9 protein-coding genes and 1 tRNA gene are annotated in these 13,809 nt (G+C 62.8%); 3 read left to right on the top strand and 7 right to left on the bottom strand.

The features are described 5' to 3' along the window. Positions 1-84 precede the first annotated feature (84 nt). Positions 85-813, bottom strand: a complete 729-nt coding sequence (locus tag NKJ81_RS22460; protein WP_352541770.1) for an SDR family oxidoreductase — start codon at positions 811-813, stop codon at positions 85-87. Positions 814-905: 92 nt separating this feature from the next. After that, positions 906-1,658, bottom strand: a complete 753-nt coding sequence (locus NKJ81_RS22455) for an SDR family NAD(P)-dependent oxidoreductase (RefSeq protein WP_352541769.1) — start codon at positions 1,656-1,658, stop codon at positions 906-908. Positions 1,659-1,795: 137 nt separating this feature from the next. Here NKJ81_RS22455 and NKJ81_RS22450 point away from each other — a divergent pair, with 137 nt between their 5' ends. Next, positions 1,796-2,704, top strand: coding sequence for a LysR family transcriptional regulator (locus NKJ81_RS22450; protein ID WP_352541768.1), 909 nt, complete (start codon positions 1,796-1,798; stop codon positions 2,702-2,704). Between the two features lie 60 nt (positions 2,705-2,764). Here NKJ81_RS22450 and NKJ81_RS22445 read toward each other — a convergent pair. Together NKJ81_RS22445 and NKJ81_RS22440 are read right to left on the bottom strand one after the other, a co-directional pair. Continuing rightward, a tRNA-His gene (locus NKJ81_RS22445) sits at positions 2,765-2,841 on the bottom strand. Between the two features lie 339 nt (positions 2,842-3,180). Beyond that, positions 3,181-3,639 carry a phasin gene (locus NKJ81_RS22440; RefSeq protein WP_254819298.1) on the bottom strand — a complete coding sequence of 153 codons (459 nt, stop codon included), beginning with the start codon at positions 3,637-3,639 and terminating at the stop codon, positions 3,181-3,183. Positions 3,640-3,892: 253 nt separating this feature from the next. Here NKJ81_RS22440 and NKJ81_RS22435 point away from each other — a divergent pair, with 253 nt between their 5' ends. Further along, the gene (locus tag NKJ81_RS22435) at positions 3,893-7,639 is read left to right on the top strand and encodes a PAS domain S-box protein (protein ID WP_352541767.1); all 3,747 of its coding nucleotides are present in this window, start codon (positions 3,893-3,895) and stop codon (positions 7,637-7,639) included. Positions 7,640-7,920: 281 nt separating this feature from the next. Here the strand turns inward: NKJ81_RS22435 and NKJ81_RS22430 are convergent, their stop codons facing one another. Further along, the gene (locus tag NKJ81_RS22430; protein ID WP_352541766.1) at positions 7,921-9,879 is read right to left on the bottom strand and encodes an acetoacetate--CoA ligase; all 1,959 of its coding nucleotides are present in this window, start codon (positions 9,877-9,879) and stop codon (positions 7,921-7,923) included. Positions 9,880-10,162: 283 nt separating this feature from the next. Between NKJ81_RS22430 and NKJ81_RS22425 the strand changes: the two genes are divergently transcribed. Beyond that, on the top strand, positions 10,163-12,013 hold the full coding sequence (locus NKJ81_RS22425; protein ID WP_352541765.1) for an AsmA family protein: 1,851 nt from the start codon (positions 10,163-10,165) through the stop codon (positions 12,011-12,013). Positions 12,014-12,022: 9 nt separating this feature from the next. On the opposite strand, the gene NKJ81_RS22420 is transcribed toward NKJ81_RS22425, so the two are convergent. Both NKJ81_RS22420 and NKJ81_RS22415 read right to left on the bottom strand, forming a co-directional pair. Further along, entirely contained in the window at positions 12,023-12,841 is an 819-nt protein-coding gene (locus NKJ81_RS22420) for an ABC transporter permease (protein WP_023677454.1), read from the bottom strand. Then, positions 12,838-13,806, bottom strand: a complete 969-nt coding sequence (locus NKJ81_RS22415) for an ABC transporter permease subunit (protein ID WP_352541764.1) — start codon at positions 13,804-13,806, stop codon at positions 12,838-12,840. Before NKJ81_RS22415 ends, NKJ81_RS22420 begins: the two co-directional genes overlap by 4 nt. Positions 13,807-13,809 lie beyond the last annotated feature (3 nt).

Raw genomic sequence — 13,809 nt, 5'->3', positions numbered from 1 at the left:
GGATTGGAGTTGCAGGAAGGGTCAGGCCGGTTGGAGCTAGAGCAACGGCAATACCCGTAAGCACTGCGGCCAAAGTGGATCGCATCAATGCGCCGCCTTCGTCGGACGCACGACTATCTCGTTGACGTCGACATCGTCGGGCTGTTCGATTGCATAGCGCACTGCCCTGGCGATGGCATCGGGTTGCAGGGCAATAGCACGCCAGGTTTTCATGGCGGCGGCAGCGGCTTCGTCGGAGATCGTGTTCGCCAGCTCGCTTTCCACCACGCCAGGATGAATGCAGGTTACGCGGATATCGTCACTCTCCTGGCGGAGCCCATCGGAAATCGCGCGGACAGCGTATTTCGTTGCGCAATAGACGGCAGCCGTGGGCGAGACGGCCAGTGCGCCAATGGAACCGATATTGATGATGTGACCGGAGCCGCGTGCCGTCATCTCGGGCAGAACCGCCGCGACGCCGTACAGAACACCCTTGATGTTGACGTCCACCATCAGCTCCCACTCGTCGACCTTCATGGCTGCCATGGCCGACAGCGGCATGACGCCCGCATTGTTGACGATGACATCGACCTGGCCCCATTCGGCCCGGGCTGCGTCGGCGAATGCTGCGACATCCGCCCTCCTGGTGACGTCGAGCGCTCGCACGCGAACCGTTCCACCAGCTGCCTCGATTTCGGCCGCAAGCGCTTCAAGGCGGTCGGTGCGGCGTGCGCCGAGCATCAGCTTCGCACCTGCCGCGCCAAGCTCGCGGGCAATGCCAGCGCCGATGCCGCTGGAGGCACCGGTGATCAGAACAACTCTGTTCATGGTCATCGAGATGATCCTTTTGGTCTGTGATTATTTTCACGATGTGAAGGGATTTGGTGCGGGTGAGCTCCCGCTGCGCGCCGGCCCTATTGGGGGGCTCACTGGGCGGTGTAGCCGCCATCGACCAGAAGCAAGGCCCCGGTGATGAAACTGGATGCCGGCGAGGCAAGAAAGGCGATGGCCTCGGCAACTTCTTGCGGCTGGCCGATCCGGCCGATTGGATGCGCGCCGCCGAAGCTGCGCAGCATCTCCCGGCCATTCTCCACCACGCCTTCCATGATGTCGGTTTCGATCACGCCAGGGGCAACGGCGTTGCAGCGAATGCCCATGCGCCCGTATTCGATCGCGATCACCTTGGTCAGCTGTGCGACAGCCGCCTTGGACGAGGCATAGGCCGCCTGCGTCTCGAAGGCCGCAACCGCCGAGATCGACGAGACATTGACGATCGCGCCGCCACCGCCGGCGGCCATCAGTTCCACAGCGGCACGGGCAGTGACGAAGCTGCCGCGCGCGTTGATCTGCAGAATGCGGTCATAGTCGTCGACCGAGGTCTCAGTCAGTCGTTTGTTGAGCGTGCGACCGGCATTGTTCACGACGATATCCAGTCGTCCGAAGCGCTTCGCGGCGAGTTCGACCGAGCGTCTGGCCAGGTGCTCGTCGGCGACATCGCCGACCAGCGTTGCCACATCCTCGGCTTCCAACTCGCGTACGCTGTCGCTGAGATCGCTTGCCACGATCCGGGCCCCGCGCGCACGCAGCAGCTCCGCCGTGCAGCGACCGATTCCGCGTGCCGCGCCGGTCACGAGAGCGACCTTTCCATCCAGGTTCCAGGAGGAAGGCAGTGATGTCATGGGGTATCTCCTTGGTCAACCGGCATCGACCTGGATCGGGGGATCAAGCCGTTCTTGCCGTTGCGACAGAGATAGAGCCATGGCATTGTCGCGATAACCCGCCCGCCGTTAACCTCTATGGTAAGTTTGGCTAACCAATGGACATCGATCTCAATGCAATTACCGTCTTCGTCACCGTGGCCGAGGAACGCAATTTTCGCGCTGCGGCAGACCGGTTGGGCGTGACGCGCTCAGCGGTCAGCCAGAGCATCCTCAGGCTTGAACAGAGCCTTGGCATCGCATTGCTGCAGCGCACGACACGCAGCGTCAACCTGACCGAAGCGGGCGAGCGCCTGCTGGCGAGCGTCGCACCGGCGATCGCCGACGTGAACGCGGCAATCGAAGCCACCACGGAGTTGCTGGATCGCCCGCGCGGCCGCCTGCGGATCGCGGTTTCGTCGATCGCCGAGGCCTTTCTGTCAGGACCGTTGCTGGCGTCCTTTGCAGAAAGATTTCCCGAGGTGCATCTGGATATTGTGGTCACTGACGAGGAATTCGACATCGTTGCCGAAGGCTATGATGCGGGAGTGAGGCTCGGCGAAGTGATCGAGCAGGACATGATTGCCGTGCCGGTATCGGGCGATCAGCGACAGATGGCCGTCTGCGCCCCGCGCTATCTCGACAAGTTCGGAGCACCCGCCCATCCGCGTGAGCTTGTGGCTCATCGCTGTATCGGCTGGCGGCCGGCGCCGGGAGTTTCGCCCTATCGCTGGGAGTTCGGCGAGGACGGGCGCGAGTTCGACGTGGCGGTTGCGCCCGAGATCACTGCCAACGACATGTGGCTGATGATCCGGCTGGCCGTTGCAGGCGCCGGGATCACGTTCGGCATGGCCGATACATTCCGCCCCTGGCTCGACCGCGGCGAGCTCGTGCCAATCCTCGACGGCTATTTTCCGCCGTTTGCGGGTTTCTATCTTTATTTCTCCAGCAGACGGAATATCGCGCCGAAGCTGAGGGCCCTCGTGGACCACCTGCGCGCCACGCGCCAGGCGCGGGATCGCAGGTAACCGCAACCGGGTCGTAGAGATCGCTTGCGCTATTGGTCAGAAGCCTGGCTGAAAGCTGAATGGTACCGTTGGCTGGGATCGAACCAGCGACCTCCGGATCCACAATCCGGCGCTCTAACCATCTGAGCTACAACGGCACGTTTGCCTGAGCGGGATCGAGATGAAACGTTCGGGACCCGCTCTGTCGTTCGGCGATGCGTCCATACGGGCTATCGGAGTTTAATTCAAGGCTTTTGGCAAGGCAAAAGCTCGCTCCGGCATCGAGTCATTTTCCGCCGGACAAAAGAAAAGGCCGGCGGGAGGAGGTGCCGGCCTTTTCCTGTTACGAGCCAGCGGGAGGAGGTGCTGGCTGGTCACCCCGGTGAGCAGAGGGAGGAGGTTCCACCCGCCGGGTATTCACTTGAACCACTATATCGCACATCTATTTGTCTGACGAAATGCGACCTTTTGATGCATCGTCAAACTGTGCGCAAATATTAGGCGATCTTGATTTCTTTCACGGCCTTCTCGAAGGCGGTCTTGATCGGCTTGGATACGTCCTCGGCCGCCTTGGCAGCAACCGCCTGGAAGTCCTTAGCCTGCTCGACGGTCATTTCGACGCGCTTGCGCAGGAAAGCGGTCTGCAACTCGACGACTTCCGACAGCGACTTGGCGCCGATCAGCGCTTCGAAATGCGAGAAGCCGGCTTCGGCATTGGCGCGCAGGGCGGCGATGGTCTTGAGCGACAGGTCGCTGGAAACGGACTTGGCGGTCTCGTAGGTCGACTCCAGAGCCTTCTGGGTCTCCTCGGCGCCGGTCTTCAGCTTGGCGTAGGCCTCTTTCGACTGCTCAACGCCCTTTTCGGCGAAGGCACGGATCTGGTCGGTGGCCTTCGAAGCGTCGAAGCTCGGGAATTCAACGTTTTCGATCGTTTCAGCGGTCTTGGTCCTGGACATTTTCCATCCTTTTCAGCGGCAGCGGCTTTGACAAAATGCCGTCTCGTTCATCTATCATGGCAATATAAAGGCAAATTTTGTGCATTGCAACATGTTTGTTGCATCGCACCATAAAATATTTGGTTCGCGGCGTTAACCACGCGCCTAGAGATTCCGCTGGTTGCACGCTATGACTTGTGGACCTTCGCGCCGTCGGCTTTTATTAACAAAGCGTTAACCGCAAATTGCCCGCTCTGTGAGGGTCGCCAAGCGCATGCCGGCTGAAAACTACTCCTTCCTTGACGTCGCCGTGCTCGACGCCGTCCGCCTGCGCTTCGCCGCAGGCGACGCGATCGCCATTCTGTCGGCAGATCTCGAGCAGGTGATCTGGGCCAACGGGCCCGGCGCGGCGGTATTCGGCTATCCGGACATCGGCGCTATCATCGGCGCCTCGGCAGGGTTGCCGCTGATCGCCCGGCGCCAGATCATGGCAACCAGCGGTTTTCCGCAGATCGGCCGCGACCGTGCCATCACGGTCCGGCTGGCGACCGGCCTGACCAGCCGCGCCGTCGGTTTCCTGGCCAGCGCGGTGACCATGCCCGATGGCGAGGAAGCAATCATGCTGGCGCTGCCGGCGGCGCAGACCGGCTCGCGCAGCGCCGCCGAGATCGCCGACCGCGCCATCGGTGGCTTTACGGAAGACGGCCACTACATCGCCTTTGTCGATGCCAAGGGCAATATCGACGCCGCATCGGACGGCTTTTCGGCGCTCGGCATCCGGCCTGAGACGCTGGCCGCGCTTGTCGCCGACGTGGCGAACGAGAGCGACCGCATCGTCAAGCGCCTGGTTCCGGGTGGGTCCAGCTCCTATCCCGCGGGCCTTGCCCGGCTGACGGAAGAGCGGCACCTGCTGGTGGTGATCGACGAGGACCGGCTTGACGGCGAGGCTCCCGATGGCGAACGCGCCGGCGGGGAAACCGAGGCGGCAGCGGCACCGAGCGGTGGCGATCTTCCCCAACCAACGGACCAGGACAACGAGCAGCCGATCGCCAGCAGCGGCGCGGCGGAGATCGACCTTGCAGCGATGGAAGGCACCTCGGCATCGGCGGAGCACGAACCTGCCGACGCGGCCGACGATCACCGCACGGTTGGCAACGCGCCGACGCAGCATGACCATTGGTACTTCAATGCCGGCGACGACGCGCAGGTCCCGCCCGGCGCAGCTGCGTCCAGCGAAGTCGAGACCAGCCCGGACGCTTCGCAGGCCAGCCCGGATACTTCGCCGGAAAGCGCCGCAAAAGCCACCAAAGCCGCCTCGCCGGCCGAACACCGCGCTTCGGCGATCGATCGCACCGCCGCGCCCATGCGTTTCGTCTGGCGTACCGACGCGGAGGGCCATTTCAGCGCCCTGTCGCCGGAATTTGCCGAACTCGTCGGCAAGCCTGCCGCCGACGTGATCGGCCGCCGCTTCGAGGATGTTTCGGCCGCCTATGGCCTCGATGCTTCTGGCGAGATCGCCGGCCTGCTCGAACGGCGCGACACCTGGTCCGGCCGCTCCGTGCTGTGGCCGGTCGCCGGCACCGATCTGAAGATACCCGTCGATCTGGCGGCGCTCCCGGTTTACAGCCGCAGCCGCGTTTTCGAAGGTTTTCGCGGTTTCGGCGTGGCCAGGACCGGCGATGCGGTGGTCGATCCGGATGCCGTCGGCATGGCCCTTGTCGCCGAGGAGAAACCTGCCGCGACCATCGGGCCGAAAGCCGTCGAACCTCTCCCCGAGATACCTAAACCCGCCGATCCGTTCAGGGGCGAAGTGCCGGCATTGACCATCGTGCCAAAACCCGAGCGGCGCTTTGCCGACAAGGTGATCCGGCTGGCCGAGCACCGGCAGCCGGCCAACGACAAGGGCCTGTCGACGCTGGAACGCAGCGCGTTTCGCGAGATTGGCGAGCGTCTCAAGAAGGACAGCACCCCGGCCGAAGAACAGCCCGGCGCCGGAAAGCAGAAGCCGGTTGAGAAAGTCGAGGCAGCCGGCAGGGCCGACGAGCCAAAGCTGAAAGAAGCCGGGCTGGCGGACAAGGGTGAGATGCCGGCACAAGGTCCGGAAAGCGAGGCGGCTGCCGCCGAACCGCCAGAGGCCGATGCCGAGGACCAGAAGGACCTTGCCCGGCTCGACGGCGAGCAGCCGGATGAGGCGGTAGCAGAGGCGCAAGCCGGCGAACCCGTCACACGCCCTGTTTCCGGATCGCTGCTCGACTATGCCGACCGCGAACCCAGCGACGAAGCGCAGGAAGGCATTGAGCCCAGCACGAACCGTCGAACGATCGTCGCCGAAGCGCCGCGGGATGGCGACGACGACAGCATGACGGCCGAAGACTTCCGTGACGCCGAGGACAGCGAGGATTGGTCCGAGGACAGCGCAGCCGCAGCCGACGCTGCCGGCCAGGTGCCGCCCGTCGAGCGGCCGCAGGCACCACCGCTCAAACTCGACGGCTTCGTGCCGTCGGCGTTTGCCGGAGAGGACAACACGGGGCCGGATACCTCGATCCTCGGCAAGCTGCCAGTGCCGGTGCTTATCCATTCCGGCGACCAGCTGCATTACGCGAACGACGAATTCCTCGGATTGACCGGCTATGCGACGCTCAATGCCCTGGACGAGGCCGGCGGGCTCGGCGCGCTGTTTGCCGACCCTTATGCCGACGACGGCAGTTCGGATGGCGGCGACCGCGCTCTGCGGCTGAAAACGCGCGAAGGTCAGGAGTTTCCGATCGATGCGATTTTACGCTCCGTGCCCTGGGGAAACGGCAAGGCGCTGATGCTGGTCGTACGTCGTTCCGGCGACGACGAGGCAGCAGCCATTCCACATGGCGCCGCCGAAGACCAAACGCAGCCGGATGTTTCCGAGCTCAAGGCACGTATTGCCGAAATGCGCACTATCATCGACACCGCCACCGACGGCGTCGTGCTGATCGGCCGTAACGGAACGATCCGTTCAATTAGCCGTCCGGCGGAAGCGCTGTTCGGCTTCGACAGCGACGAGGTGACCGGCAAACCGTTCGTCTCGCTGTTTGCGATCGAAAGCCAGCGCGCGGCGCGTGACTATCTCGAGGGGTTGTCGGAGCCCGGCGTTGCAAGCGTGATGAACGATGGCCGCGAGGTGATCGGGCGCGAGGCGCAGGGGCGTTTCATTCCGCTGTTCATGACCATCGGCAGGCTGCCCAACGACAGCGGCTTCTGTGCGGTGGTGCGCGATATCACCCAGTGGAAGCGGGCCGAAGAGGACTTGACCCAGGCGCGCGCGGTCGCCGAACGCGCCTCGTCGCAGAAGACCGATTTTCTGGCCCGCATCAGCCACGAGATCCGCACGCCGCTCAACGCCATAATCGGCTTTTCCGAGCTGATGGTCGACGAGAAATTCGGGCCGGTGGCCAATGACCGCTATCGCGACTATCTGCGCGACATCAACCGTTCGGGCAACCACGTGCTCGATCTGGTCAACGACCTGCTCGACATTTCGAAAATCGAGGCCGGCCAGCAGGAGATGGCCTATGAGGCGGTGTCGCTTAACGACACGCTGGCCGAAACCGTGGCGATGATGCAGCCGCAAGCCAACCGGGAACGCGTCATCATCCGTTCCAGCTTCGCCTCGCGGCTGCCGGAAGTGGTGGCCGATCTGCGCAGCGTGCGGCAGATCGCGCTCAACATCCTGTCGAACGCCGTCCGCTACACGCAGGCTGGCGGCCAGGTGATCGTGTCGACGGCTTACGAGATCTCCGGCGATGTCGTCATGCGCGTGCGCGATACCGGCATCGGCATGAGCCAGTCCGAGATCGAGCAGGCGCTGAAGCCGTTCAAGCAGATCAATGCGCTGAAGCGCGGCCGTGGCGACGGTACGGGGCTTGGGCTGCCGCTGACCAAGGCGATGGTCGAAGCGAACCGGGCCCGGTTCACCATCAACTCGACGCCCGGCGAGGGAACCCTGGTCGAAGTCGCCTTTCCCTCGACCCGCGTGCTCGCCGGTTAGCTATGGTTGCGCAAAGAAAAAAGGCGTCCAACAGGACGCCTTGAGAAATTGGAATTGCTGTCACAACGGGGCTTGAGCGAATCAGATCCTCTCGGGGCTAAGAGGAACGGGATTTCTCCCTCAAGTTACGCACGACTATTGATGCCGGGCCTTAACAAATCCTTACTGCACGCCGGAAAATTTACCAATGTGTACCACTCATGAAATCTAGGTAAATTCCGAAGAGATAATTTGTTAACGATACCTGGGACCTCAAAACGGCGCCACCTTGGATGCCGGGGTCAGTCGGCAAGCTGCGGCAGGCTGCGGAACAGCTCGAGCGCTTCGGGATTGGCGAGCGCTTCCTTGTTCTTGATGGCGCGGCCGTGCACCATGTCGCGTACCGCGAGCTCGGTGATCTTGCCCGATTTGGTTCGTGGAATATCGCTGACGGCGACGATCTTGGCCGGCACATGGCGCGGGCTCGCCCCGGTGCGGATTTTCGCGCGGATGCGTTTTTCCAGCTCGGCGTCGAGCTCAACGCCGGCCGCCAGCCGCACGAACAGCACGACACGCACGTCATTGTCGAAATCCTGGCCGATGCACAGCGCTTCGAGGATTTCCGGCATCTGCTCGACCTGATTGTAGATCTCCGCCGTGCCGATCCTGACACCGCCCGGATTGAGCGTGGCGTCGGAACGGCCATGGATGATCAGGCCGCCATGGGCGGTCCATTCGGCGAAATCGCCGTGGCACCAGACATTGTCGAAACGTTCGAAATAGGCGGCTTTGTATTTCCTGCCGTCAGGGTCGTTCCAGAAGCCGATCGGCATTGCCGGAAACGCCTTGGTGCAGACGAGCTCGCCCTTCTCCTGGCGGAGCGGGCGGCCGTCATCGTCCCAGACATCGACGGCAAGGCCGAGCCCGGGCCCTTGGATCTCGCCGGTCCATACCGGTTCGATCGGCACGCCGAGCACGAAGCAGGAGACGATATCGGTGCCGCCGGAAATCGAAGCCAGATGCACGTCCTTCTTGATGCCTTCATAGACGAAGCGGAAATCTTCCGGCGATAGCGGCGAGCCGGTCGATGAGATGGTGCGCACGCTGGAAAGATCATGCGTGCGGATCGGCTTCAGGCCGGCCTTGCGCACGGAATCGATGAATTTGGCCGAGGTGCCGAAATAGGTCATCTTTTCGGCATCGGCGAAGTCGAACAGCGCATTGCCGTCCGGGTAGAACGGCGAGCCGTCGTAGAGCAGCAAGGTGGCGCCCGATGCCAGGCCCGACACCAGCCAGTTCCACATCATCCAGCCGCAGGTGGTGAAGTAGAAGAAGCGGTCGCCGTCGAGCAGGCCGGCATGCAGCCGTTCTTCCTTGACGTGCTGGATCAGCGTTCCGCCGGCCGAATGGACAATGCATTTGGGAATGCCGGTCGTGCCCGATGAAAACAGGATGTACAGCGGATGCGAAAACGGCAGCCTTTCGTAGGCGACAGGCCTTGCGCCAAAGGGTGACAGCGCCTCTTCCAGCGCGGCCGCCTTGCCGATGGTCGCGGCGACGTCGAGCGAGGTGCCGAGATAGTCGACAATGAGGACCTTGCGGATGGTGGCGAGCTTGCCCGTCACGGCCGCGACCTTGTCGGCGACTTCGATCGCCTTGCCATTGTACCAGTAGCCGTCCGGCGCGATGAATATGACCGGCTCGATCTGGCCGAACCGATCGAGAACCCCCTGCTCGCCGAAATCTGGGGAGCAGGACGACCAGACCGCGCCGATCGAGGCGGCCGCCAGCATCGCAGCAACGGTCTCCGGCATGTTGGGGATCATCGCGGCGATGCGGTCGCCCTTCTTCACCTTGAGCGACAGCAAAAGCTGCTGCAGGCGCGAGGTCAGCGCATGCAGCTCGTTCCAGGACAGCCGCCGCTCGACCTTGTCCTCGCCGCGAAAGACGATTGCGTCGCCAAGCCCGGTTTTCTTGAGGAGATTCTCGGCGAAGTTCAGCTTTGCCTCAGGAAAGAAGGTCGCGCCGGGCATCTTGTCGCCATCGACCAGCACGCGTTCGCCCTTGTCGCCGACGATGCCACAAAAGTCCCAGACCAGGCTCCAGAAGGTCTCGCGATCATCGATCGACCAGCGATGCAGGTCGGCATAGGAGGAGAAAACCTTGCCGGCCATGTTCGCCGCGGCGTTCATGAAGGCGGTCATCGGCGCTGCGTCGATCTGCTCTTGCGTCGGGATCCAGAGCGGTGCGTCGTCAGCCATCATTGTTTCTCCTTAAAACACGTCACGTTTGAAGAGATTCACGCGACGCGCTTTAAACTTTTGTCTTTATGCATGTCGTTTATCCCAAAACCGCTGCGCACGTTTGGGCGACATGCATTGGCATCGCTTATGCATATCGCGATGCAGCAGAGCAAGATTTTGTTGGACCGCGCCGGTCAGGGTGTGCGCAAATGCCATCGGCGGGCCATAAAGACTTGAAATGCGTCAGCCGTCGGTTACACCCGTCGGGCGATTTTGTCGGAATGGAAGCATACGGGGCGATATGCCATCACCTTTGATCCGACGCGGAATATGGGCGATCGGCGCAGCCGTCATCGTCATCGCGCTGGTTGTCGCAGCCTTGCCGTTGATCGCCTCGACCCGCATCGTACGCGACCGTATCGCGTGGGAAATGAGCGCGTGGAGCGGTTTCCGGGTCACCATCGACGGCGCGCCGCGTATCGAGGTCTGGCCGAATTTCCGGGCGATCCTGAGCGACGTGACGCTGTCGCAATGGACAGAGACGGATGCGCCGCCCGTGGTCGAGGCCGAACGGGTCGAGGTCGACCTCTCAGCGATGGCGGCGCTGCGTGGCGATGTGGTGTTTTCGACGGCGCGGCTGGTAAGACCGACGATCCGGGTTCAGCGTACCGCTAGCGGGTTTTTCCTGCCTGCGATTCCCAGCGGTGGGCGCATTACGCGTTCGATCGATGCTGCCCGCGCGGTTATCAACACAAATCCCGCCAAGCCGGATCTCGGCAAGCTGCCGACAGATCCGTTCGGCACAGTCGAGTTCAGGGACGGCCGCGTAGTGGCTGCCATCGGTGGCAAGGAACAGGAGATATTGAGCAGCCTGAGCGGCCAGGCGAACTGGGCCGCGATGAACAGCAATGCGACGCTGTCGGCGACCGGGATATGGCGCGGCGAAAGCGTTGCCATCGACGCCGCATCGCCGAACCCGCTCGTGCTGTTTGGTGGCGGCACAGCACCGGCCACATTTTCCTTCAAGGCGGCACCGGCCAGTTTTTCGTTCGACGGCCGCGCCAGCATGTCGGAGAACGGCTATTTCGACGGCCAGGCGAAATTCGCCGCACCTTCGCTCCGACGCGTGCTCGAATGGTCGCAGGCCGGCATCGCGCCCGGTGCCGCAATCGGCTCGATCTCGGTTTCAAGCAAGATCACGGCAACGGCCGGGCGCGTCAAATTTGAAAACACGGCCCTGACCCTCGACAACAACCCGGGAATGGGTGCGCTGGACTTCACCTATGGTGAGGCACTGCCGGTGATCTCCGGCACACTTGCCTTCGATACGCTCGACCTCAGATCATTTCTCTCCGCCTTTACGCCGGTACCATCCGCCGGCGGCACCGGCCCGGGCGAGATCGACACAAGCTTCGCCGACCGGATCAATCTCGATCTCAGGCTGTCGGCGGCGCATGCCACCGCCGGCGCCATCCAGCTTGCCGACGTCGCTGCCACTGCCCAGGTCAAGAACGGCCTTGCCGTCTTCGACATCTCGGATGCATCCGCCTTTGGCGGCAACGTCCAGAGCAGCGTCCGTTTCGACCGCAAGCCCGCCGGCACGGAAGTCGAGATCCGGCTGCTTGCTTCCGATATCGACGGCGGCGCTTTCGGCACCGCGGCCGGGATGACGCGGCTGGTGCCGATCGGCACTGGAACCGTTTCGGTCATCCTCAAGGGGCCTGGCAGAACCTGGGACTCGATTTTCGAAAACGCCAATGGCTCGCTGTCCGCGACGTTCGGCGCGGGTGCGCTGAGCCGGCTTAACCTGCCGGCGTTCCTCAAGCACACCGAACAGGGCGGATTCTTCGCACTGGACGACGTCTCGGACGGAACGCTGCCGATCGACGGGGCCGAACTCAAGGCGAGCGTTTCGAACGGCGTGGCGCGCATCGACAAGGCCGAGGTGAATTCCGCGCAATACAAGATCTGGCTTTCCGGCATCGCATCCTATGCCGGACGCGGGTTGGCGCTGTCCGGCGGCATCGTCCAGCCGAGCCAGGCTGCCACGCAGACGAACGGCCAGGGACCCAATCAGTCGTCCTTCTTCGTCGGCGGCACCTGGAGCACGCCGTTCATCTCGCCGATAAGCCGCGGCGTTTCGGGAGAGTAAGCAGCAGCTTCAACCGCGCTGCGCGGCCTGCTCGTCGCGTTGGCGCTGCACCTCGCGGCGTTTGTTTGCGAGCGAAGCGATGATCACGCCAACTGCGACGACCGCGATCAAGATGGTGCAGGCTGCGTTGATTTCCGGCGTCACGCCAAGGCGGACCTGGCTGTAGATCTTCATCGGCAGCGTCGTGGCGCCGGGTCCCGAGGTGAAGCTGGCAATAACCAAATCATCGAGCGACAGCGTGAAGGCCAGCATCCAGCCGGAGACGATAGCCGGCATGATGACCGGCAGCGTGATCTGGAAGAAGGTCTTCACCGGTGGCGCACCGAGGTCCATCGCGGCCTCTTCCAGCGAACGATCGAAAGTGATCAGGCGCGACTGAACCACCACCGCGACGAAGCACATGGTCAGCGTGGTGTGGGCAAGCGTCACCGTCAGAAAGCCGCGGTCGAGGCCGACGGCGACGAAGAGCAGCAGCAGCGACAGGCCGGTGATGACTTCCGGCATGACCAGCGGCGCAAACACCATGCCGGAAAACAGCAGCCGGCCGCGAAAGCGCGTGTAGCGTGTCAAGGTGAGCGCCGCCAGCGTGCCGAGCACGGTCGCCACGCTTGCCGAGATGACGCCGACGCGGGCCGTCACCCAGGTGGCGTCCATCAGACCCCGGTTGTGGAACAGCGACACGTACCATTTCGTCGAGAAGCCACCCCAGACGGTGACCAGCTTCGATTCGTTGAAAGAGAACACGACGAGCAGGACGATCGGCAGGTAAAGAAAGGCAAAGCCGAGCACGATCGAAATGATGTTGAAGCGGCTCCAGGTCGCGTTCATTGGTCCTGCTCCTGGGCGCGCGCCTGGGCTCGCTGGAAGAGCATGATCGGCACGATCAGCAGCAGCAGCAAGATAACGGCGACGGCGGAGGACACCGGCCAGTCACGGTTGGCGAAGAACTCGTTCCACAGCGTTCTGCCGATCATCAGCGTCTGCGAGCCGCCGAGCAGGTCGGGAATGACGAACTCGCCGACGGCGGGAATGAACACCAGCAGGCAGCCAGCGATGACGCCGGGCAGCGACAGGGGGAAGGTGATCTTCCAAAAGGCGCTGGTCGGCGGACAGCCGAGATCCTTGGCGGCCTCGATCAGAGAATGGTCCATCTTCTCCAAGGACGAATAGAGCGGCAGCACCATGAACGGCAGATAGGAGTAGACGATGCCGATGAAGATCGCCGTATAGGTGTTGAGGATGATCAGCGGTTGGCTGATGATGCCGGTGGCGAGCAGCAGCTGGTTGAGCAGGCCCTCGGGCTTAAGGATGCCGATCCAGGCGTAGACACGGATCAGGAACGAGGTCCAGAACGGCAGGATCACCAGCATCAGCAAGGTCGGGCGAATCGTCGCTGGGGCGCGCGCCATGCCATAGGCTATGGGATAGCCGACCAGCAATGTCAGGACCGTCGAGATGGCGGCGACGATGACGCTCGTCACATAGGCATTGAAGTAAAGCGCATCCTGCGTCAGCCAGGTATAGTTGTCGAAATTGAGCGCGCCGAATTCCGAGATAAACCCGGAAATGCCGCTGCGGAAATCGAGCACCGGCGTGTAGGGCGGCATGGCGATCGCAGTCTGCGACAGCGAAATCTTGAAGACGATGATGAAAGGCACGAGAAAGAAGAACAGCAGCCAGAGGTAGGGGATGATGATGACGAGCTGGCTAACGAAGGCGACTCCCAGCCTGACCAAGGCGGATTTGCCGGCAGCGCTTGCCGGAGAGCTTGTTGCGGCGGTGACAGCGGACATGAT

The sequence above is a fragment of the Mesorhizobium sp. M0018 genome (assembly GCF_040323955.1).
Classification (GTDB): Bacteria; Pseudomonadota; Alphaproteobacteria; order Rhizobiales; family Rhizobiaceae; genus Mesorhizobium.
Note: the sequence above shows the minus strand (reverse complement) of the source record. Positions and strands in the feature narration are given on the sequence as shown.

Excerpts from the sequence above, each read along its gene's own strand:
- NKJ81_RS22460 (WP_352541770.1), bottom strand. The coding sequence starts at position 813 with ATGACCATGAACAGAGTTGTTCTGATCACCGGTGCCTCCAGCGGCATC.
- NKJ81_RS22455 (WP_352541769.1), bottom strand. The coding sequence starts at position 1,658 with ATGACATCACTGCCTTCCTCCTGGAACCTGGATGGAAAGGTCGCTCTC.
- NKJ81_RS22450 (WP_352541768.1), top strand. The coding sequence starts at position 1,796 with ATGGACATCGATCTCAATGCAATTACCGTCTTCGTCACCGTGGCCGAG.
- NKJ81_RS22440 (WP_254819298.1), bottom strand. The coding sequence starts at position 3,639 with ATGTCCAGGACCAAGACCGCTGAAACGATCGAAAACGTTGAATTCCCG.
- NKJ81_RS22435 (WP_352541767.1), top strand. The coding sequence starts at position 3,893 with ATGCCGGCTGAAAACTACTCCTTCCTTGACGTCGCCGTGCTCGACGCC.
- NKJ81_RS22430 (WP_352541766.1), bottom strand. The coding sequence starts at position 9,879 with ATGGCTGACGACGCACCGCTCTGGATCCCGACGCAAGAGCAGATCGAC.
- NKJ81_RS22425 (WP_352541765.1), top strand. The coding sequence starts at position 10,163 with ATGCCATCACCTTTGATCCGACGCGGAATATGGGCGATCGGCGCAGCC.
- NKJ81_RS22420 (WP_023677454.1), bottom strand. The coding sequence starts at position 12,841 with ATGAACGCGACCTGGAGCCGCTTCAACATCATTTCGATCGTGCTCGGC.
- NKJ81_RS22415 (WP_352541764.1), bottom strand. The coding sequence starts at position 13,806 with ATGTCCGCTGTCACCGCCGCAACAAGCTCTCCGGCAAGCGCTGCCGGC.